Raw genomic sequence first — 22506 nt, 5'->3', positions numbered from 1 at the left:
CCAATTGTACGGTACTATAAAAAATGTAAGTAATGACTAAAATTAAAGAAACCTCAACCAATTTTGCCAATAAAAAAGCCCTTGTCGAAGAATGTCCGGAGCTTTATGCTTCGAAACTGATTGGCGGACAATGGTCACTGGCGATCTGCAGTTATCTGATTAACGGCAAACTGAGATTCGGAGAATTAAGAAAAAGTTTGGGAAATATTACAGAAAGAATGCTCACCCTTCAACTTCGAAGACTGGAAGAAGACAAAATTATCACAAGAACCGTCTTTGCTGAAGTTCCGCCAAGAGTGGAATATGAGTTGACAGAGATTGGTTATAAATTAAAACCTGTCATCGAGGAATTAGATAAATGGGGAACGATGCATAAGGCAAGTATTGAGGATTAATGATTTTAAAATGTTAGATTAGTGAGAATCTGTTTGGAGGGAAGCTTTCCCAAGTTGGGAAGGTAAGAATCCATTTCGGGGGAAACAAAACAAACGTGATGTTGGGCTCCCCTTGTTTCGTGGGAAACTTTCCCAAGTTGGGAAAGTTCAAACCAATATTGGTTAAGCAAAAACACACGTGGGACGGAGTGATTTTTTATCAAATAAACAAAAACCTCTGAAAATTTCAAAGGTTTATATTTTTTAGTGCATAGCTTCACTTAAATCAATCTTTTCTTTGCTTTTCCGTTCTCGAATGAACAAGATAAACGGAATACAAACCAGAAAGGCTATTCCCAAATATAGAAACACATCCATATAAGAAAGTACGGTGGCTTGTTTGGTGACGGTCATATCTAAGACTTTATATGCAGCATTCATCGCATTATCAGGCGTCATTCCTTTCGCAATGAAATTAGCTTTTAAACCTGCTAATCTTTGCTGAACATCTAAGCTGTCACCATCCAGATGGGAAATTAAATTCACCCTGTATTTCTGACTTGCGTTGGCAATAAATGTCGTAATCGCTGCAATCCCGAAAGAACCACCCAACTGTCGCATCATTCCTGTAAACGCTGCTCCCTGCCCGATCTCTTGTCCTTTTAAAGTACTTAATGACAGTGACGTAATTGGAATAAATAATAAGCCTAAGCCCATTCCTCTTACAATCAGCATCCAGAAAAATGCTTCTTTGCTCGTGTCAGGAGTCAGAATTTTATAACCCCAAAAACTGTAAACGAAGAAAATAAATAATCCTAACGAAACCAAAATCTGCTGTTTTGCACCTTTAGAAAGCAACCTTCCGATAATCGGCATCATAAACGCTGTCGTCAAAGCTGCCGGAATCATCAATGCTCCGGACTGAAGCGCCGTCCAGCCCAAAATACTCTGAGTATATAAAGGAACAATAAACGTCGATCCATATAAACCAAATCCTAATACAAATGACATGACAGTTCCTATTCTTAAATTTCCATTTTTTAAAACCCGAAGTTCTACGATTGGGTATTTAAATGTCAGTTCACGCCAAAGAAAACAGATAAAACCTAAAACAGCAGTTGTAGTAAAGGTAACAATCATTCCGCTTTCAAACCAGTCTTCTTCGTGACCTCTTTCTAGGATAAACTGTAAAGAACCTACTGTTAATGCCAACAACATAATCCCCAACCAGTCGACATCTGAAGCTTTACGTTTTTCAGAGAATTTCGGACTTTTTACAAACTGTAAAGTCATTAAAGTCGCCGCAATCCCGATTGGAATATTAATATAAAAAATATACGGCCAACTATAATTATCAACAATATAACCTCCCAATGGCGGGCCCAATGTCGGACCAATAATTACTCCCAAACCGTAGATCGCCTGAGCCATACTTCGTTTTTCAACAGGATATGATTCGGTAATAATCGTTTGTGAGGTTACCAGCAATGCACCACCCCCAATTCCTTGACAGAGTCTGAAAAACACCAGTTCCCAGATATTATCGGCATTTCCGCATAAGAATGAGAACACGGTAAATATAATAATAGAGGCCGCAAAGTAGTTTCTTCTCCCGAACTGCTGAGAAAGCCAACTCGTCATCGGCACTACAATTACGTTACCGATTGCATATGCTGTAATCACCCACCCCACTTCAGAAAGCGTAGCTCCCATGTTCCCCTTCATCTCGTTGAGGGCAACGTTTACAATCGTGGAATCCACAATTTCAAGCAAAGCACAAAGAATCGCTGTGATCGTAATGATCACTCTTCGGGCTCCATATTCTACTAATGAATCTTGCATTAATTTATTTGTGTATTTAAAGAAGGTTGAGGTAAAAGCTGAGGTTAAGTAAAAAAATTCTCTCAAACTCCAACATCAATATTCCTCATCTTTAAGAATTTTTTATAATAAAAGTGAATTGCCAATCATCAATCAACATCGTTGTCGATTATATCCCATTATTTTCAATCTAACATTAATCTCCAGCATTTCCAGTCTGTCATTAATCTCCTCCAAATTCCTCAGCAATCTTTCTGCATCTAATTCCTCAGCATTGAAAATCAACTTGCCTCTACAAAACTGACAATTCACTTATTTAAATATTATGTAAGAAAAAATAATTCATAAACAGTCTTAAAACTTTTTACCTTTTACTTTTTACTTGGCTCTTAAGTTTGGCTCTTATTTCAAAGAAACTTCTGCTTTCACATTCATTCCTGTTCTCAATCTTTTGGCAATATTCGGATCCAATTTCACAAAATCAATTTTGATCGGAAGTCTTTGCACGACTTTCACAAAGTTTCCACTTGCGTTATCAGGAGGTAAAATTGAGAATGTAGAACCTGTTGCAGGAGAGAATGAACTTACCACGCCTTCAAAATCGGTATCAGGAAAAGCATCAATCTCGATTTTCACTTTTTGTCCTTCAACCATTTTAGCAACCTGAGTTTCTTTAAAGTTGGCAATTACCCATTTCTGATCGTTTTTAACCAAGCTGAATAACTGAGAACCTGCCTGCAAAAACTGTCCTGCCTGAATAGGAACTTTCCCTACGAAACCATCTTCAGGAGCTGTGATTACGGTGTAAGAAAGATTTAATCTTGCACTTTCCACATCAACTTCTCTCTGTTTCGCTACCGAACCGGCAACTGAAATTTGCTGCGAACTTGCTTCAGTTTGTGAAGATGCAATTCCGGTTTGTTGTGCAATTTGATTTCTAGTATCTACCAAAACCTGCAACTGCTTGTCTGCAGATTGCTTTGCTGCTAAAGCCTGCTCATACTGCTGCTCTGTAATCGAGTGATCTTTTACTAAAACTGAATATCTTTTTAAATCCTGAGAAGTTTTCCAAACGTTCACTTTTGCTGCTTCAATTTGTGCGTTAGCTGTTGCTACAGCGGCTTGCGAACTGTTGATATTTTTTGAAGTAGCGTTGGTAGAAGACTGCGCAGATGATATATTACTTTTCGCTGTTGACAAAGCTGCCTGAGCTTGTTCCAAAGCCATTCTCTGATCTTTATTATCTAAAATCACCAAAGTATCACCTTTTTTCACAAACTGGTTATCTTTTACTTTCACTTCTGCCACATAGCCCGAAATTTTAGAAATTACAGGATTCATGTTAGAAGCAATTTGAGCATCATCCGTTTCTTCGTGAACTTGCCCGTAAGAATATGTTCTGTAACCGTAGATTCCACCTACGACGATGATGACCGCTAATATAATCGGGAAAACTAAACTTTTTTTCTTTTTAGGTTCAGTTATTTGAGTATTGTTATTTTCCATTTTGGATATCGTTCTGTTTTTATTTGATTGTTAAAGTTCCTGTAGTTTGTAATAGTTTTCTATACGCTAAAGCTGCATCTGCTTTTGCATTAATCACTCCGACGTTAGCTGCAATTTGTGCCGCATCAGCATCTAAAAGTTCGGTCATCGTTGCCAAACCGTTATCGTATTTATTTTTTGTAATTCTATAGTTTTCATTCGCCTGAACCGCAGCTTTTTCGAAAACAGCGATTCTCTTTTTAGAATAATCTGAATTCTGATATTCTCTGTTGACTTCTAATTTAATATTGTCATTCATCAATTCGTTCGTTGCAGACAATTGCATTTCTCTCGCTTTAGATTGTTTCAGAGCTGAGTTTTCTTTCCAGAGATTTGATAAATTGTAAGAAACCCCTACTCCAACATTCACTGCATTATAAATCGTTAAAAACTTTGGAATATCTGCTGCAACATAACCACTCGTAAAAGCTATTGAAGGAAGATTTTCTGCCTTTGCAGATTTCGTTCCCAGCGCAGCCGCTTTTCTCTGTTGGTCTAAAGCCTGAAGATCTTTACGGTTTTCTCTTGCTTCATTTAAATAAAAATCAACAGGTTTTACATCATCAGATTCATCGATATAATTTTGATCAACTTCGATTTCTGTGTTATCCGGAAGTCCAATCAACAAATCCATATTGATATTGGCGATGTTGTAGTTGTTTTTTGCTTCCAATAATTGCAATTCAATGTTTGAAGTCTGAAGGTTTGCCTTTAAACGGTCGTTTCTTGCGATAACTCCATTATTTTCAAGCTTAAGAAAAGTCTCGTCTCTTTTTTGAGAAGCAGAAAGATTTTCTTCTAATACTTTAATGGATTGATTGGCTTTAAATAAATTATTATAAGCCTGAGCCACGTTGTAAGCAATTGCAACCTTATCGTTTTCACTGCTTAATTTTGATGCCTCCACCAAATATTTTGCAGACTGAATTCCGTATTTTATTCTTCCACCGCTATAAATGGGAACGCTTAAATTTGCCGAACCGTACGCAACCTGATGAACTTCCGGACCTGCTGCAGAGGAAACCCCAGGAATTTTTAAGTCAATAGTAGGTTTGATCGGAAGGTAAAGATAACTTGCCGAAACACTCAGTTCCGGAAGCTGTCTGTTTTTTGCAGCCAAAAGATCAGCCGTTGCTTCTTCTATTTTGGCAGCATCTATTTTTAAACTTTTACTGTTCTGGATTCCCAACTGTACAGCTTCATCGAGGCTGAGCTGTTTTTTCTCCTGAGCATTAGTGTACATCATTCCTGCAAAAAGGGAGAGTACAAGAACTGAGTTATTTATTCTCTTCATAACCTAAAAGGTCTTTTAAAATATGTTTTATATGTTGTGTAAGCTCATTGAAATAAGTTTCTTCAAAAACTTTTTCGTCATCATCGTTTTTAAGAAAATCTTTGTACATCTGTTTGGCGTTGGAAGCGTAAAATAATGTTCCGCTCACGGTAGAATGCAGCAAATAAATCGGTGGATTTTTGGTGAAAATTCCTTTTTCCAAACCACTTTCCAGAATTTTTGAGTACATCGAGATAAAACTCAATTTGGTCTCCTTCAGAAATTCAAGAATTTGCGGATTGTCGCTGTACAACTGCTCTCTCTGCATGATTCTGAAGAACATTTTGTGATTGCGAACTCTTCCTGCAAACTGATCAACGATTCTCTCTACCTTTTCCCATTCGTTGATATCTGTACGTTCTAAAATTTCATTAGAAAAATACTGGCCTTCTTTCATTCTGTACTCAACTAATTTCTCGTATAATTTTTCTTTTGAACCGAAATAATAAGAAATCATAGAAATATTAACGTTCGCTGCTTTAGAAATCTCCCTCGTTGATGTTCCCGGAAAACCCTTTTCTGCAAAGAGTTTCTCGGCAGCAAACAATATATTTTCTTCTTTTGAAATCATAATGTGATGTTTTTTCGGGTGCAAATGTACATCGAATTTCAATAAAAATCAAACGTTTGATTGAATTTTAATTTAGATTTTGAGTATCAGATAAATAGATTTTGATTATCTAAATAATAAATTGATGTTTTTAAGCAAATTTAAGTGCTATGAAATCTGCTTAATCAGTAAAATCTGCGCGAATAGAATATCACAGAAACTCTAATAGATTAAAAAAGAAAAATTCAGACCTAAGCATGAATTTCTGTGCATATCTATGAATTTTTATGAATGTATCGTGAGAGTTTTATTCCTAAATCCGTCCAGACAATTTTAGGATTCCCATTTCGGGTTAAATGTAAATCAGCAGTGTTGATTTCATCCAAAATACTGATGATATTTGCACCACTGATAAATTTAGAAAAACCAGCCCAGTTAAATCCGTTGGCATCGATTTTTTTGTAAACCAACTCTTCAGACTGATAATTCTGTAATAAAGCCAATCTGAAAATTTCTGAAGCGTAATTGAGAAAGTTTTTTTGCTTTTCTCTGTTCCATCCGGCAATTTCTCTTGCCCAAATGATGATGTTTTTTAGAAATTCAGGTTTCTTTTTAACCATAAAAGCATCACGAACCCATTGTACGAAAAGTTTTTCGAACTCAGGATTTTTAATTTCTGAATTTAAAAGTTTTATGGCTTCATTTAAATTCCCCTGCGCTTCATGAGTAATAGCTTTAGCCTGATCTTCTGAAGCGTTCAGTTTATTTTTTAGATAATTATTTAAATCTTCATCTGCAATTCTGGGAACTTCCACAATCTGCGTTCTCGAAAGAATCGTGGGCAAAATATCGTCGCCGTTTTCGGCTGTCAATAGAATAATGGTTTTTGCAGGTGGTTCTTCGAGAAATTTCAAAAACTTGTTGGAAGCTGCAATATTCATTTTATCAGCACGCCAAACAATGAGGATTTTTGTACCACCTTCGAAGCTTTTTAAAGCAAACTTCTGGTTTTGGTCATCAATTTCGTCTGCGGAAATAAAAAGTTGTTTGTTTTCAGAATCTAAAAAAGCCGTCCAATCATCATAACTTGCGTATGGCGATTCGAGAATCATCTCTCTGAACTGATCAAATTTATTTTTACTTAAAGAATTTTTGTTGTCGGTAAATACAGGAAAACAGAAATGAAGATCTAAGTGATTGAGATGTTCCACTTTAGAAGCAGCATGTTCATTTTCACCTTTTAGGATTTCTCTTGCATAGGCCAAAACCAGCGGCATGGTGCCATACCCTTCTTTTCCGACGAAAAGCTGGGCGTGGCTCACTCTGTTTTCGCTGATGCTGTCCTGAAGAAGTTTTTTAAGATTTTCCTGTCCGGCGATGTTTTCCCAATTCATGTTTCAAAGATAAAAGATTTTTATGGAAAAGGAAATTGATGAAATGTGAATTTTGCTGCACTAATGAATTGTGAATTTATTACTAATGATAAAAAATTAATGGCAAAGCCAATTCACGATTGACAATTCACCATAAAAACTACTTAACAAACTTTAACCTCAGTAAATTTTTACAATTCATTAATATTTAAGATATTTGCGCATTATTTTAAAAATCTAGAATGAAAAAAATTTTTGTACTATCATTCATTTCGGTTGGGTATTTCCTTAACGCGCAGAGTTTGAGCAATTCACCCTATGCAACTTATGGAATTGGTGATGTAAAATATGATAATACGATTGAAACTACCTCAATGGGAGGTATTTCGACTGCTTTTATAAGTGACTTCAGCAGTAACTTCAACTTCGGAAACCCTGCTAATAACAGTAATTTCGATTTAACAAGCATTAAGCTTGAAGCTACCAACGAAAATAATTACTTCAAAACTGATTATAATAATACAAAGTCTACAAAACATTCTACGTATTTATCTAATATCTCATTGGCTTTTCCTATTTCTTCAAAAATAAAAATGGGACTTTTGTATCAGCCATACAGTTCAAAAAGTTATGACATCGTTCACACAGAAACAATGGAAGACGGAACGGTTTACGGAAATCGTTTCACAGGTAGCGGAACTTTGAACACTGCGCAACTGGCGCTTTCCTACAAAATAAATTCTGAATTTGCAGTGGGTGCCCGTGCCAACTTGTATTTTGGAAGTTTATATGACACCAATGAGTTCACAACTTCTACCGCTGAGCTAATCAACGGATACGAGACTAAAAACAAAATCAAAAACCTAAATTTCACTTTAGGAACAAGCTATCAAAAGCTAAATACAAGTACAGACCGTAAGTTGACTTTAGGTGCTACAGCTACTTTTGGTAATACCAGTGACATGGCTACAGAATATCTGAACAGCACATATTACTATACTGACGGAAATGTAAAAGCAGGTCAAACTACAATCGAATCTAAAAGTACAAGTTCTAAAAATCTTTTACCACTACAAGCATCCTTGGGTGCAGGTTATGGAAGCGAGAATCAATGGTTTGTATCTGCGCAGTTAGATTATAAAAAAGGAGAAACAGTAAGTTATTTCGGAAATACTTTTGATTTTAATGATTCTTACAGAGTTTCTGCGGGTGGTTGGTATCTTCCTAACTACAATAACTTCAGAAGTTATTTTTCAAGAATAGTTTACCGTTACGGTGCTTTCTATGAAAAAGGAAATCTTGAAATTGCCGGAAATAGCATCAATAAATTTGGGGTTTCTGCCGGAGTAATGCTTCCATTCAAAACCAGCAGCATCACAAGAATGAGCGGTCTTGAAATTGGGGTTGAACTTGGAAAAAGAGGAACTGTAAAAGACAATCTGATCAATCAGAATTTTATCAACCTAAGAGTAGGATTCAATTTTGCAGACAGATGGTTTAGAAAAAAACTTTACAACTAAAATGAAATTGAATTTCAATAAATATAAAAATATAGCATACCTTTTTAGTTGTGCTATATTTTTTATATTCACATCCTGCGAAGAGGACATGACAAAGCAAAATGAAAATCTGAGCAAGAATTTCCCTTCTCAGATCATTAATAATGCCAAAATCGTTCAGAGAGATTCAGGGTTTGTGACATTGAAAGCCACAGCTCCTATCATCGAGCAGTATCAATTAATTGATAGTCCTTACACCATTGCAAGACGGGGAATGAAAATAGAGTTCTTTGATAAGAAAAACCCTAAAAAACCAGGAAATATCACTGCAAAGTATGCTAAAATATACGAATACAAGCAGTTTTATGAAGCAAGAGGCGATGTAAAAATCCTTACTAGTGACGGACAGAGGTTTGCTACACAAAGCGTTTTTTGGGACAAAAAAAAGAACAGAATCTACACGAAAGATACTGTTTATACAACCACTGCAGACGGTTCTGTTTTGGTAGGTGCAAATGGGATGACCGCAAAAGATGATTTCTCAGAGTACACATTCTACAACAATTCCGGTGATCTTGATATCAGCAAGAGTAAAATTGCCGAGTCTAAAAAATAAATTTCTAAAATCATGATTTTTCAAGCAATTGGGTTGATGTCCGGAACAAGCTTAGACGGTTTGGATATCTGTCTGGCAAAGTTTAAAAAACAAAATTCTGTTTGGGAATTTGAAATCCTACAAGCCGAAACCCTTCCCTACTCTGAAGAATGGGAAAATAAGCTTAGAAACTCAATCCATTTATCTGCAGAAGAGCTTCTTGAACTTCATTCTGAATACGGATTCTTTTTAGGAAAAGCTGTAAAAAGTTTTATAGAAAAATATAATCTTGAAAACATTGATGTCATTGCATCACATGGTCATACCGTATTTCATCAGCCTAAGAAGAAATTCACTTTGCAGATTGGTGACGGACGGGCAATTAAAATTGAAACTGGTTTACCGGTAGTTTACGATTTTCGCTCTAAGGATGTTTTAATGGGTGGAAATGGAGCACCTTTAGTTCCGATTGGCGACGAGTTCCTATTTTCAGAATATGATGCGTGCTTGAATCTGGGAGGATTTTCTAACATTTCATTAAAATTAAATGACAAAAGAATCGCTTTCGATATCGCTCCCGTTAATATTGTTTTAAATAAATTAGCTCAAAACCTCAATCAGAATTTCGATGTAAACGGAGATTTAGCGAAGCAAGGAAAAATAGATGCCGAATTACTGAACAAACTTCATTCATTGGAATTTTACCACCAATCTCATCCCAAATCCCTAGGAATTGAATGGTGTTACGAAAATGTATTTCCATTATTTGAAGGTTTAGATTCAAAAGATATTTTAGCAACATTTACAGAACATGCGGCAGAACAAATCTCAATAGTTCTCAATCAATATCAATTAAAGAAAGTTCTATTTACTGGCGGCGGAACTTATAATACTTATTTAATTGAAAAAATTAGAGCAAAAACAAAGTCAAAAATCATTATTCCTGGAAAAGAAATTATCGATTTTAAAGAAGCTTTGATTTTTGCCTTTATGGGAGTTTTAAGAATCAATAATGAAATTAATATTCTCTCTTCTGCAACAGGAAGCAGCAATGATCATAGTTCAGGTGTTGTTGCATAAAAAAACCTTCATTTCTGAAGGTTTTGATCTTATTTATAAGCCTCAATCTTATCCGTTAAGGTATTGATAAAATTCTGAAGCGGTTTCTCAACCATCATTTTGATGAAAGGATTGAATTTTCCTTCAAAAAGCATCTGAACCTCTGTCTGATTTTCATTCAGCGCTTTTAAAGTTGCCAGCAATGTAAAATCTAAACTTGAACTTGCAGATTTCAAAACTGCCTTTTCTTCGGTCACTTCGTCAATCTTTAAAGCGATTTCGGGCATGCCCTGAAGTCCGAATTTGAACCCATCTTCTCTGCTTTCAAACTTCTGAAGACCGTCTGGCATAAAATCTTTGTAATTTTCCGGTGTTTTTAGCAACTCAGATAACTCTTTAGATGATTTATTGACAACAATTTTTCGTCCTTCTAAATTCATTTTTTTATTTTTGTATTTAAATTCCTACAAATGTATAAAGTTTTTGTGAACGAAAAAAAATTATTACTCTCTAAGCAGTCTGAAGCCTTAGAAAAAACTCTGAAATATGAAAGTTTCACAACTTTAGAGATTGCACTTGACCTTCTTCAAAATACTTCGGTGAAAGAACTGAATGTTTACGGAGAACAGATTGACGAAATTTGGAAAGAATTTAAAAAACTTTTCAGAATCATTGAAGCTGCGGGCGGCATTGTCAACAGACCAAATGGAGATATCCTTTTCATCAAAAGATTAGGAAAGTGGGATTTGCCAAAAGGTAAAATGGAAAAAGGTGAATCTCGTGAAGAATCGGCCGTGCGTGAAATTGAGGAAGAAACCAGTTTACAAAACGTGGAACTTTTAGATTTCATTAACACCACTTACCATATTTATATTGAAAGAAATGGTGACAGAGTTCTAAAATACACGCATTGGTTTGAAATGAACTTCGATGGTGAAGATACATCAAAACCACAATTGGAAGAAGGTATCACAGAAGTTGCCTGGAAAAACACCTCGCAGATTGAAGCGGAAGTCTTTCCAAGCACATTCAAAAATATTAAATTGATTATTAAAGAATTCTGGGAAACGAAAACTAAATAAAGTCAATCGCTTTTTCTAAAGAAATTCCTCGTGAAGCCTTTAACAAAACATTTTCTGACTGAATTTTGTTTGAACTGAGGTATTCTATCAACTCAGCAGTATTTTCAAAAGATTTTGATGAATCATTAACTGCTTTAAAATGTTTCCCCACGGTAATAATTTCGTTAAAACCTAAATCGTGGGCCGTTTTGAGAATATTGATATGCTCTACAACACTTTCTTCACCCAACTCAAGCATATCACCGATAACAATCGTTTTAGTCCCTTCAAAAGTGATGAAATTATAAAGAGAAGCTGTCATCGAACTCGGATTGGCATTGTAAGTATCTAAAACTAAAGTTTTATCATTCTTTTTCACCACCTGAGAACGCATATTGGTTGGCGTATAAGCTTGTATAGCATCTTTTATCTGATTGATTTCTATTCCGAAATGAAGTCCGAAACTTGCAGCAGCACAAAGATTGGTAAAATTATAATCGCCGGTAAGTTGTGACAAAGCCTTTGTATCCTGATAATCTAACCCAACGAAGTGATCATTTGAAAATATTTCAAAGAAATAATCTGAAGTTCGCTTCCCAAAAGTTATTTTAGATTGATAATCTGAAGTCTTTTCAACCTGAATCTGATCATTTTCGTTAACCAAAATAGTTTGCTGATTATTCTTAAGGTAATCATAAAGCTCAGATTTTCCTTTTATAACTCCTTCAAAACCTCCAAAACCTTCTAAATGAGCTTTCCCAAAATTGGTAATGTATCCGAAGTTTGGCTGTGCTAAGGTACAAAGCATCTCAATTTCTTTCTGATGATTGGCACCCATTTCAATAACTGCCATTTCATGCTCAGGCTTTATCGATAAAATGGTAAGTGGAACGCCAATGTGATTATTTAAATTTCCGAAAGTATATTGAACGTTGTATTTTTGAGAAAGCACCGCATGAATAAGCTCTTTCGTTGTCGTTTTACCATTACTTCCCGTAAGCCCAATAATAGGAATTTGTAATTGATTTCTGTGATGTACCGCCAAGTTTTGAAGAAATTCCAAAGTTGATGGTACAAAGAATATATTCTTTTCTGTATTTTCAAAATTTTCATCTTCAACAATTGCTGCTAAAGCTCCATCATTCATTGCTTTTTCGGCTAAGCTTGCAGCATTGAAATTTTCTCCGGAGAAAGCGAAGAAAATATCATTGGTACTGATTTTTCTGCTGTCAATTGTTACTTTTTCAGCTTTTAAATATAATGGATAAAACTGTTCTATGTTCATGTGTCAAAAATAAAAAAACCTCCCGAAAATTCGAGAGGTTTTTTATAAGTATTTTGAAATATTATCTTCTTGTTCTAGCTTTATCGCTAACTCTAGCATCTTGAGCTACACGGAAACCAATCCAACCATAACCAGAATTCTGGGTTTTGTATCTTCTCTGTCCCGGATCCAACCAATATGCTGAATCTTGCCAAGAACCACCTTTTACTACTCTAATATCATTAGTCATAGCAGATGTTCTTTCTTTAGTATCTTTTTGTAAAATTACTTTACCGTTTCCGTCAACTACAAATCTTGATGTAGGAGCATTGTACATGTTGAAAGAAGAAGCAGAATCACTGGCATTTCTATATTCTAATGAAGACATTCTGTCACCATCTCTATAGTTTCTGTAATCAGCGATTGTTTCTCTTTCAAATTGACCCGGTAGGTTTTTGTAAACCAGTCTACCGTCAGCTAAAGTATCATATTTAATTGTACCCTCGTCTACCATTTTGTAAGTTCCGTCTCCGTTTCTTACGATAGCCTGAGGCACGTTACCTCTGTAATAATTGAAGTCGCTTGCATCTTCATCAATGATTGGTCTGTAAACGTCAGCTGTCCATTCAGACACGTTTCCAACCATACCATAGATACCGATATTATTTGAAGGAAATTGTCTTACATCAGAAGTTTGAGCAGCACCATCATTTTTCCAGCCTGCAGGTCCAGAATAATCACCTCTACCTTGCTTGAAGTTAGCTAAAATCATCCCTCTATCTTTACCCTTAGTACCTCTAAGCATATCGATTTCTGGTTTCTTTTCTGTATAGCTATTGTATTCTCTGTTTTTCTCCATTCCAAGAGCAGCGTACTCCCATTCTACTTCTGTTGGAAGTCTGAACTTGGTAACCATTGCTGAGCTAGGAGATCTGTTAGCAGCCAATAATCTTTGGTTGGTAGTTTTCATACCAGATTTTTGCGCTAATCTTTGCTCGTTGATGTACCCTTGCATTTCAGGATCATTCGATTTGAATTTATCCATATTGAATGCAGTTCCACCTTGGTTATTAGATTCGTTGATGTACAAATCTTTTGCAATAATACCAGCTTGCATTAAAGCCTTTTCGTTTGCTCTATCTGTCAACCATTCACAGTATCTGTTTGCTTGTGTCCAAGAAACACCTACTACCGGATAGTAATCATAGTTCTGATCTCTGAAATACGTTTCATTAAGATCATTTCTAGATAATTTGTTATCCCATAATAAAGTATCAGGCAACGCACCGTTGTAGATTTCCTTAAAACTTGGATCACTAGGTGGGAATACATACTTCAACCATGTAAGGTATTCGCGGTATTCGTAGTTAGTAATTTCTGTTTCACCGATAAAGAAAGAACTTACCTGCATTCTGCGAGGCGAGTTATTCCAATCGTGCATTACATCATCTTTCACTAATCCCATGGTAAAAGTTCCACCTTCAACATATACCATTCCTGGCCAACCCTTCTGCTTTTGTTGCTTTCCTGCAAAAAACCAACCTTGTTTTTCGTTTGGTTTCCAACCTGTCTTGCTGACAAATTTTTTAGTACCGCCTCCTTTGCTAGTACCGGACCCTCCACAGCTGGTTAATGCAAGTGTAGAACTTAATGCTATTAATGAAAACAACTTTAGTTTTTTCATAGTCGATATAAATATTATTCAAAGTACAAAGAAAAAATAAATTATTCAATAAATCAAGTAAAGATTTGATTTTTTTTGAAAACGTTAACAAATTAATTTTATTGTATCACTGTTTAATTCTAAAATTTTCATTTATTTTGTAATTTAGAAATTTCAAAAACTAACATGAGACTAAAAACGACTCTATTCTTTCTATTCGCTTTTATATCAACGACTTGGGCTCAACGAATCTCCATAGAATGGGATGGAGCAAAAATCGAAGATTTCGGCGATGTAAAAAAGAATCTTCCAAATTTTAAAAATGAAGGTTTTTCTTTCAGCCAAAATAATATTTTTATCCAAAACAAGCAAAAAATTGGTGAAAATCAACTGAAAGTTTCTAATCTAGTTTGGGAAGCAGTTTCAAATAGAGATTTATTCGATATCAACAAAGATCTTCTACCTGATTACGACATTGCTGATATCAATTACACGTATATCGAGGGGGAAAGATATGCTAATATCAACGTCGGATTATTTAAAAATGTAAAAGGAAGAGTACAAAGACTTTCATCTTTTGAACTCTCACCTTCCGCAACGCCTGTCAACTTTAGTGCTTTAAAAGTAGGAACCACTGTAAACCCTTTATCAGCAGGCAGTTTTTATAAAATCAAAGTCGATAAATCAGGAATTTTTAAAATCACTGCTCAGTTTTTAAGAGATATAGGAATTAATCCTGCGAATGTAAATCCTAAGAACTTCAGAATCTACGGTAACGGAGGAATTATGCTTCCGGAATATAATCAGGATGTAAAATACAGCGCACTTCAGGAAAACTCAATTCAGGTTGTAGGTGAAGATGATGGTGTCTGGAATGATGGTGACTATGCTTTATTTTATGCACAAGGGCCAAACGGTTATAATTTATACAATACCGCAAATGGTAATGGTATCAAAAGAAATGACACAAGAAATGACCGTAGCGAAAATGTAAAAAATATTTATGAAGATTTTTCTTATTATTATATTAACCATGATAAAGGCGCAGGAAAAAGAGTTCAGAATGTTGACTTGAATTTACCAACGACACCGCTAATTACCAGATACGATGATTATCAGGTTATCAATACAGATCAGAGAAACTTATTAAAAGTAGGAAGAATTTGGGTAGAAGATCAACCTTTTTCTACTGAAAAAACAATTACTTTCAATTTAAACTCACCCATTCAGGGAGGTGATATTATTCGCTACAGAACGCAAGTTATTGGTTTCAAATCTCAGCAAAACAATGTGGGTTTCACTATCAATAATCAAAATCCTTCGACGATAAGTGTGCCACCCAACGGATCAAATTATGTTTATGATTTTTTCCCTCTGAGATATACCGGTACAATTTCTAATTTAAGTGGAAACCAAATCAGCTTTAAATACACTCCAAATATTGCAACTAATCCTAACGGAACCTTTTATTTAGACTATGTAGAAGTACAATATAAAGAAGATTTAAAATTTAACGGAACTCAAATGAGCTTCCGTGATTATTCTTTACTGAGTGGCTCTAATACAAACTATGGTTTCAGCATCTCTACAGCAAATAATGTAGAACAAGTTTGGGACGTTACAGATATCACCAATGCAAACAGAAGAGTAAACAAAGCTGCAGGAACGGGAGCTTTTAACTTTGCTTACAACAGTTCAAACACTTCTTTTAATAATGAATTTGTTGCTTTCCGAGCTGATGCTGCCTTTTCGCCACAATTTGTTGAAAGAATAAATAATCAGAATCTTTCTGCTTTACAAAATGTAGACTATTTGATTATCACAACCCCTGAGATGATGTCTCAAGCTCAGAGATTAGCAAATTATCATCAGACAAAAAACAACTATTCTGTACAAATTATAGATGCTGCTAAAATTTATAACGAATTTGGAAGCGGAAGCAGAGATCTTACCGCAATAAGAGATTTTGTAACCAAACTAAACACGCCACTCGGAAGTTTAAAATATGTTTTCATTTTAGGTGATGGATCTTATGATTACAAAAACAGAATTGCAAATAACTCTAATGTAGTTTCTAGTTATGAGAGTGAAGAATCAGCAGATTTTATCAGCTCTTTTGTTACTGACGATTATATTGTAATGACCAAGCCACAAACTTCGTCATTTCTCTCAAATAATCTACCAGATCTTCCCGTGGGGAGAATTCCTGCAGCAAATCCTTCGGAAGCAGCTAGTATGATGGATAAAACATTGGCGTATTATAATTCATTATCTGGCCAGTCAACTCCTTTTGGAGAATGGAGGATGAAACTAGACTTCGTTGTAGATGATGACAATGATGGTGGACCACCCTTCCATAACGTAATGAATAATACTTTGGCAAGTACATTTGAGTTACCATTAAGTAATTTGCTTAAGGAATACAACGTTAGAAAATTATATTTAGATGCATTCCAAGCACAGAGTTCTGCTGGTGGACAAAGATATCCGCAAGTAAACCAAGCGATTTCAAACGACTTAGGAAACAGCCTGTACCTTTTCTATTTCGGACATGGTGGTATCAATGGTTGGACTCAGGAAAGAGTTTTTACCTTAAATGAAATTCAAAATGCAAATAATTTCTCAAATGTGTACAGCAGATTTCCATTTGTCTCTACAATTACTTGTGAATTTACACTTTGGGATGAACCAGCAACAGCATCTGCAGGAGAACAATTATTAAAATTAAAGCAAGGAGGTGCTGCTGCAATGATTACTTCTAGCCGTGCAGTGGGTGTAGGATATGGAGTTGATTTCACCAATCTTTATACGAAAGACATCTTCAAATTAGTGAATGATGATTTCATACCACTTGGTGATGCCCATCTAAATGCTAAAAAACTAAGAGGTTCAGATCCCAACCACTTAAAAGTAAATCTATTGGGAGATCCTGCAATGAAATTAAGCAGACCTCAAAGATTATTAGTGATTGATAATATTGAAACGCCAGTTCCAGGGTTAATCAGAGGATTAGATTTTGTAAAAATTACAGGGCACATTAATAATTCCAATGGTTCTACAAACACGACATTCAACGGAAGAGTGGTGATCAATATCTTTGATAAAAGATTAAATAAAACAACATTAAATAATGATGGAGGTTTAACTCCTGTTTTACAATATACAGAAGAAGGAAGTGCTATTGTAAAAGCTTCCGGAACTGCTGTAAACGGAGTATTCACCGTAGAATTTTATGTTCCGAAAGATATCAATTATGCAGTTGGTGAAGGAAGATTATTAGGATATGCTGATAATAAATCTATTGACGTGTTCAACAATCAATCGGTTCAGGTAGGTGATATCAACCCTAATGGAATCAACGATAACGAACCGCCAAGAGTAAAGTTGTATATGAACAATACAAACTTTGCAAATGGAGGAATTACAGACCAAAACCCAATGCTTCTTGCATGTGTAACTGACGACACAGGAATAAATTCTACAGGTTCTGGTATTGGTCACGATATTACTGTATATTTGGACGGTCAAATTATAAATACCATCGTTTTAAATGATTTCTTTGCTTCAGGGGAAGGAAATGGATGTCTTAATCCGGGCTTAGCAGATTATCAAAAAGGGAATGTATCTTACCCTTTTAGAAATTTAGCGATAGGACAACATCAGTTGACATTTAAAGTTTGGGACATAAACAATAATTCGACAACTGAAACGTTAAACTTTGAAGTTAAAGATGAGGCAGATCAGCACTTGGTGATCAACAGACCATTAAACTGGCCAAATCCTTTTACAAACAAAACATACATTCACTTTGAGCATAATTGCGATGATATTTTAGATGTAAACGTTCAAATCTATACTATTACAGGAAAATTAGTAAGAACTTTGAGTCAGCCAGTAGTTGCAGAACCGTTCCTACAGGGCTTCAGAACACCTCGTCAGGCAATAGAATGGGACGGAAAAGATGATTTTGGTGATACCGTAGCAAAAGGTACGTATATTTTTAAGATATTTGCAAAAAGTCAAAATCAAGAAAAATGCAAAGGAAGTGCTACAGCTGTAGAAAAAATGGTACTTTTGAAGTAAAATAATAAACAATTAAGAATATCAATAAAAAACTGATAATATATAAAAGACAACATATGAATTTAACTACTAAATTGCTTTTGGGGATTGGTTTGAGTGCTGGGTTTATAGGCTATGCGCAAGATTTGAATCAGGTAAGACCTGTATTAACCGGAGCTCCATTCTTGAGAATTGCACCAGATGCAAGATCAGGAGGTATGGGAGACCAAGGGGTCGTTACTTCCCCGGATGCTTTTTCTCAATTCTGGAATGCAGCAAAATATCCTTTTAGCAGAACAAGTTCTTCTGTGGGTATCAACTATACACCATACATGGGAAAACTTACTAATGATGTATTTTTACTGTATGGAGCATTCCATAAATTCTTAGGTCAGGAAGAAAGATCTACGATATCAGCAAGTATTTATTATTTCAATATGGGTGAGGTAGACCTTACTTCATTGGTAGGTAATGACGTTACTTCTAACGGTACCTCTAAGCCAAACGAATTCTCAATTGATGTTGCATACGGTCTGAAGCTTTCTGATTCATACTCAATGGCAGTTACAGGTAGATTTATTCGGTCAGATTTGGCCGGTGGATTCAACACAGATACTACATTGAAACCAGCAAATAGCTTTGCCGTTGACGTTTCAGGATACTATACTTCTCCTAAATTTTCAAGTTTTGGAGGTTATGATGGTAAATTGAATGCAGGTTTTGCAGTAACCAACTTAGGTCCAAAATTAGACTATACAGGAAACGAAGAATCAAGGTCTTATCTTCCGACAATGGCTAGATTAGGTATTGGTTATGATATGTATCTGGATGATGTAAACAGAGTTGGATTGAGCGTTGAAGGTTCAAAAATATTGGTACCTGGATCTGAATTTATTGGAAACGACCCAAGAGGAATTCCTCAGTATGCAGTACCAAATGTTGGTGTAATGTCTGGAATCGGGAAATCTTTCAAAAATCCTGAATCAATCATGTACAGTGGTGCTTTAGAATATTCTTATGACAATGCATTTGCGGTAAGAGGAGGCTATTTCCACGAAAGTGAAGTGCAGGGAGCAAGACAGTTTGCTACTGCAGGTATCGGTTTAAAATACCGTTCTTTCGGATTAGATATTTCATACCTTATCAATATGTCTAAAATCAATACCGCTTTAGATAACACCCTGCGTTTCGGTCTTACCTGGAACATCGGTGAAGAAACTTCTAATGTAGATTATTAAGAAACATACAATCAATAGTAAATTCACTATCGGTAAAACTTAAAAAGTCTCATGCTTCATGAGACTTTTTTTATGCAAAAAATTTAAATCTAATCATCAATTTATTTTCTTCACGATTTTCATTAAATTTTAAATAAAAATTCAAATTCACTTACGAAGTAAAACCATCATTTCACATTTAACTCTTATTTTTGCACAATGAATTATTCTTCGGAGCTAAAAAAAATCGTTACCAGCCAATATGTTTATTCTTCCATAAGAATTACATTAGCAACGGTTATTCCGTGTTTGGTTCTCTCCTATTTTGGTTTGCTTAAAGAATATTTTCTTTTTCCTTTAGGTACAAGCTTCGTAGCACTCACCGATCAACCAGGTCCTTTTATAAGAAGACGAAATTCATTAACGTTTGCCATTTTCTGTTTCGTGATTGTTTCAGCGATTGCAAGTTTGGTAAAAGGCATTATTCCGTTGGTTATTTTAGAAATCATCGCTTTCGGAATGTTCTTTTCGTTAATTGGTGTCTACGGACAAAGACTTGCCGCCGTAGGATCGTTAGCTTTGGTTGTTCTTGCCATCTTTATCGACGGACATCTTACCGGAGTTAATATCCTGAAAAGTCTTTTAATTTTTGCTTCAGGATGTATTTGGTTTTTATTGATTTTCTTAATTGTAACAACCATTCAGCCATATAAACTCGCCAGTCAGATGATTGGTGAAAACTATCTTCAGCTCGCAGAATTCCTTAAAATAAAAGCAAATTATTATCAGAAAAATCCTGATTTTGACAGGCTAAGTTTACAGATTATTGCTAAACAAATTGAGATTAAAAATCTGCAGGAAGAAACGAGAGAAACAGTTTTCAAAACAAGAACTATCGTCAACGAATCTACAACCATCAGCAGATTACTGATGCTTACGTTTTTGAATTCAATGGACTTGCACGAGAAATTAATGACTTCGGAAAGCGATTACAAAAAGCTCCAGCAAAGTTTCGAAGACTCTACGATTTTGGTTAAAATTCATGATTATTTAAATATACTTTCTGAAGAAATCGCCAACATCGGAATTTCTTTACAAAGTAGCACCCGTGCAAAACCTGTCTTTAATCTGGAAGCTCGGTCACAAGATTTGAATGTTCATTATTTTGAATTAAGAAATAAAGAAATGAATCCTGATACGCTCGAAAATTTTATGATTTTGAGACAAATCATGATGCGTATCAATGAGATTACAAAGGAAATCAACGAAATATATAAAGTATTTGCTCAAAACGTAAAATTGGCAAAAAGTCTTTCTACAGGTTTAGATTTGAAAAAATTTATGCCGAACGAAGAAAAGATAAATTTTAAAGTTTTAAGAAGCAATATTTCTTTAACCTCATCACATTTTCGTCATGCGATCAGAATTACCATCGCCTTATTGCTGGGATATCTCGTTTCTCAACTTCCGTTTTTAGTAATCGGGCATACCTATTGGATTTTAATCACGATTGTTGCTATTTTAAAACCCGCCTACTCGATTACCAAACAAAGAAATCTTCTGCGTTTCTACGGTACAGTTGCAGGTGCAGTGATCGCTTATGTTATTTTATACTACATTCATATCAATGCGATTCTTTTTGCGATTCTGTTGGTGAGCATGATTTTATGTTTCAGCTTTCTGAAAGGACGATATTTTTGGGCAGTTCTTTTCATGACGATGTATGTTTTTATGAGTTTTAATTTTTTAAATCCGGGAAACGTCAATGTTATTTTTAAGGATAGAATTGTAGATACCATTATCGCAGGAATTATCGCTTTTTTAGTTTCCTATATTGTGCTTCCGGTTTGGGAGCATACGCAGAATTTAGATTTAATGAAAAAATCTGCGGAATCTAATCTTACCTATTTCCACAGTGTAATGTCTAAATTTTTGAATGAAAATTTTGATATTGAAGATTATAAAGTGAAACGTAAAAATGCCATTATCTCACTCGCCAATCTTTCGGACAATTTTCAGCGAATGATTTCTGATCCTAAAAATCAGCAGAAAAAACTGGAAGTGGTACATCAGTTCGTTGCAACTTCACATTTGATTACTGCTTATACCGCTTCGTTATCACAATATGCCAAAGGGAATCACGACTACCCTGAAATAGACTCTGAAAGCTGGAGCAAAAAAATAGAATCTGAAATGAATCAGGTGTCGGCCATTCTAAACGGAGACAAAATCACAGAAACTCTGAGAATGGACAGCCGTCTCGAACCTGAAGATTCTTCTATAGAAAATCTTATTCTTCAGAGAAAAACTGAACTTCTGGAAAAAGAGCATTACGACACTAGAGATCCTAATAAAATTTCCCATTTAACTGAGTTGAAAAACATTCATGATGTGTTGGAACTAATCTATGACGTCGCTAAAGAACAGAGAAAGGTGATTGAAAAATACAGAAAAGAAGAAATTACTCCTCCACAATCGTAAAGCAGTAATCGTCAAAGAATTTCACGCGGGCTTTCAACTCGTCAGAAAACTGATCATCATGCACTCTGCAACTGATATCAAAAAGATGTTTAAGCTCAAAAGGTTTCACCTCATAATGTTTTTTCAGTGACCAGTGTTTTGAATGGTGAATTTTGTACATACTTTCTTTCACACTCCAGATAATCGTATAAAAAGTCACTTCATTATCGAAAGGAATAAATCCTCTTTCATTTTCATAGGTGAATTTATCGATAACTCTTAAAATTTTAGGATTAAATTTTTCAATATCAATTCCGATTTTATTTTTTGAAATGGCAATTGCTGCAAACGGAAAAGAATGGGTAATCGAAATCTCAGCATCTTTTGGGGAAAGAAAAGGCTCTCTATCTTTATAAAGAATTTTAGAGTTGGGCTTCAGGCTTTTCAAAAGTTTTCTCACCATCAAAACTTCCAAAAGCTTTTTAGGATGATAATCTTTTACTTTTTCAACATTCTCCGGCTCCAGAAATTCATCAGGGTTTAGTTCTTCTCCTTCCTCATATTTCCAGATAAGAATAGTTGCAACGTCGTCGGAAAAATCTCTGTAAAGAGGCATGATTTTGATTTAAA

General features: G+C 35.2%; 17 protein-coding genes. 8 read left to right on the top strand and 9 right to left on the bottom strand.

Annotation, left to right across the window (positions count from 1 at the left end):
• The first annotated feature begins 32 nt into the window (after positions 1-32).
• Positions 33-395 (top strand): helix-turn-helix domain-containing protein, encoded by a 363-nt coding sequence (locus LNP04_RS16495; protein ID WP_229983990.1) that lies wholly within the window; start codon positions 33-35, stop codon positions 393-395.
• Positions 396-638: 243 nt separating this feature from the next.
• On the opposite strand, the gene LNP04_RS16490 is transcribed toward LNP04_RS16495, so the two are convergent.
• The 5 genes from LNP04_RS16490 to LNP04_RS16470 form a co-directional block, all read right to left on the bottom strand.
• A complete protein-coding gene (locus tag LNP04_RS16490; protein WP_229983989.1) occupies positions 639-2216 on the bottom strand; it encodes a DHA2 family efflux MFS transporter permease subunit in 1578 nt (525 codons plus the stop codon).
• Positions 2217-2597: 381 nt separating this feature from the next.
• On the bottom strand, positions 2598-3701 hold the full coding sequence (locus LNP04_RS16485) for an HlyD family secretion protein (protein WP_229983988.1): 1104 nt from the start codon (positions 3699-3701) through the stop codon (positions 2598-2600).
• 19 nt (positions 3702-3720) lie between these two features.
• Positions 3721-5034 (bottom strand): TolC family protein, encoded by a 1314-nt coding sequence (locus LNP04_RS16480; RefSeq protein ID WP_229983987.1) that lies wholly within the window; start codon positions 5032-5034, stop codon positions 3721-3723.
• Positions 5018-5644 carry a TetR/AcrR family transcriptional regulator gene (locus LNP04_RS16475; RefSeq protein WP_229983986.1) on the bottom strand — a complete coding sequence of 209 codons (627 nt, stop codon included), beginning with the start codon at positions 5642-5644 and terminating at the stop codon, positions 5018-5020. The genes LNP04_RS16480 and LNP04_RS16475 overlap by 17 nt, the downstream gene beginning before the upstream one ends.
• Before the next feature lie 254 nt (positions 5645-5898).
• Complete coding sequence (locus tag LNP04_RS16470; RefSeq protein ID WP_229983985.1) at positions 5899-7017, bottom strand: DNA polymerase III subunit delta'; 1119 nt, start codon at positions 7015-7017, stop codon at positions 5899-5901.
• 221 nt (positions 7018-7238) lie between these two features.
• Here LNP04_RS16470 and LNP04_RS16465 point away from each other — a divergent pair, with 221 nt between their 5' ends.
• The 3 genes from LNP04_RS16465 to LNP04_RS16455 are packed head-to-tail and all read left to right on the top strand — an operon-like array spanning position 7239 to position 10170.
• On the top strand, positions 7239-8516 hold the full coding sequence (locus LNP04_RS16465) for a hypothetical protein (protein ID WP_229983984.1): 1278 nt from the start codon (positions 7239-7241) through the stop codon (positions 8514-8516).
• 1 nt (position 8517) lies between these two features.
• A complete protein-coding gene (gene lptC / locus LNP04_RS16460; RefSeq protein WP_229983983.1) occupies positions 8518-9111 on the top strand; it encodes an LPS export ABC transporter periplasmic protein LptC in 594 nt (197 codons plus the stop codon).
• 12 nt (positions 9112-9123) lie between these two features.
• Positions 9124-10170 carry an anhydro-N-acetylmuramic acid kinase gene (locus LNP04_RS16455; protein ID WP_229983982.1) on the top strand — a complete coding sequence of 349 codons (1047 nt, stop codon included), beginning with the start codon at positions 9124-9126 and terminating at the stop codon, positions 10168-10170.
• Positions 10171-10199: 29 nt separating this feature from the next.
• Here the strand turns inward: LNP04_RS16455 and LNP04_RS16450 are convergent, their stop codons facing one another.
• Positions 10200-10589: an SRPBCC family protein gene (locus LNP04_RS16450; RefSeq protein WP_129536387.1), complete on the bottom strand. Its 390-nt coding sequence runs from the start codon at positions 10587-10589 to the stop codon at positions 10200-10202.
• Between the two features lie 30 nt (positions 10590-10619).
• On the opposite strand from LNP04_RS16450, the gene LNP04_RS16445 reads away from it, so the two are divergent.
• The gene (locus LNP04_RS16445; RefSeq protein WP_272492163.1) at positions 10620-11231 is read left to right on the top strand and encodes an NUDIX hydrolase; all 612 of its coding nucleotides are present in this window, start codon (positions 10620-10622) and stop codon (positions 11229-11231) included.
• Here the strand turns inward: LNP04_RS16445 and murF are convergent.
• Complete coding sequence (gene murF / locus LNP04_RS16440) at positions 11224-12495, bottom strand: UDP-N-acetylmuramoyl-tripeptide--D-alanyl-D-alanine ligase (protein WP_229983981.1); 1272 nt, start codon at positions 12493-12495, stop codon at positions 11224-11226. The genes LNP04_RS16445 and murF overlap by 8 nt on opposite strands.
• A gap of 61 nt (positions 12496-12556) precedes the next feature.
• Positions 12557-14158 carry a gliding motility lipoprotein GldJ gene (gene gldJ / locus LNP04_RS16435; protein ID WP_229983980.1) on the bottom strand — a complete coding sequence of 534 codons (1602 nt, stop codon included), beginning with the start codon at positions 14156-14158 and terminating at the stop codon, positions 12557-12559.
• A gap of 165 nt (positions 14159-14323) precedes the next feature.
• Between gldJ and porU the strand changes: the two genes are divergently transcribed.
• The 3 genes from porU to LNP04_RS16420 all read left to right on the top strand — a co-directional run bounded on the left by porU (position 14324) and on the right by LNP04_RS16420 (position 21897).
• A complete protein-coding gene (gene porU, locus LNP04_RS16430) occupies positions 14324-18220 on the top strand; it encodes a type IX secretion system sortase PorU (protein ID WP_229983979.1) in 3897 nt (1298 codons plus the stop codon).
• 56 nt (positions 18221-18276) lie between these two features.
• The gene (porV, locus tag LNP04_RS16425) at positions 18277-19437 is read left to right on the top strand and encodes a type IX secretion system outer membrane channel protein PorV (RefSeq protein WP_229983978.1); all 1161 of its coding nucleotides are present in this window, start codon (positions 18277-18279) and stop codon (positions 19435-19437) included.
• 198 nt (positions 19438-19635) lie between these two features.
• On the top strand, positions 19636-21897 hold the full coding sequence (locus tag LNP04_RS16420; protein ID WP_229983977.1) for an FUSC family membrane protein: 2262 nt from the start codon (positions 19636-19638) through the stop codon (positions 21895-21897).
• On the opposite strand, the gene LNP04_RS16415 is transcribed toward LNP04_RS16420, so the two are convergent.
• On the bottom strand, positions 21878-22492 hold the full coding sequence (locus LNP04_RS16415) for a 4'-phosphopantetheinyl transferase superfamily protein (protein WP_229983976.1): 615 nt from the start codon (positions 22490-22492) through the stop codon (positions 21878-21880). The genes LNP04_RS16420 and LNP04_RS16415 overlap by 20 nt on opposite strands.
• Positions 22493-22506: the final 14 nt, after the last annotated feature.

The sequence above is a fragment of the Chryseobacterium sp. C-71 genome (genome assembly GCF_020911865.1).
In the GTDB taxonomy this organism is placed as follows: Bacteria; Bacteroidota; Bacteroidia; order Flavobacteriales; family Weeksellaceae; genus Chryseobacterium.
The sequence above is the reverse complement of the archived record's forward strand: the minus strand, read 5'-3'. Positions and strand labels throughout refer to the sequence as shown.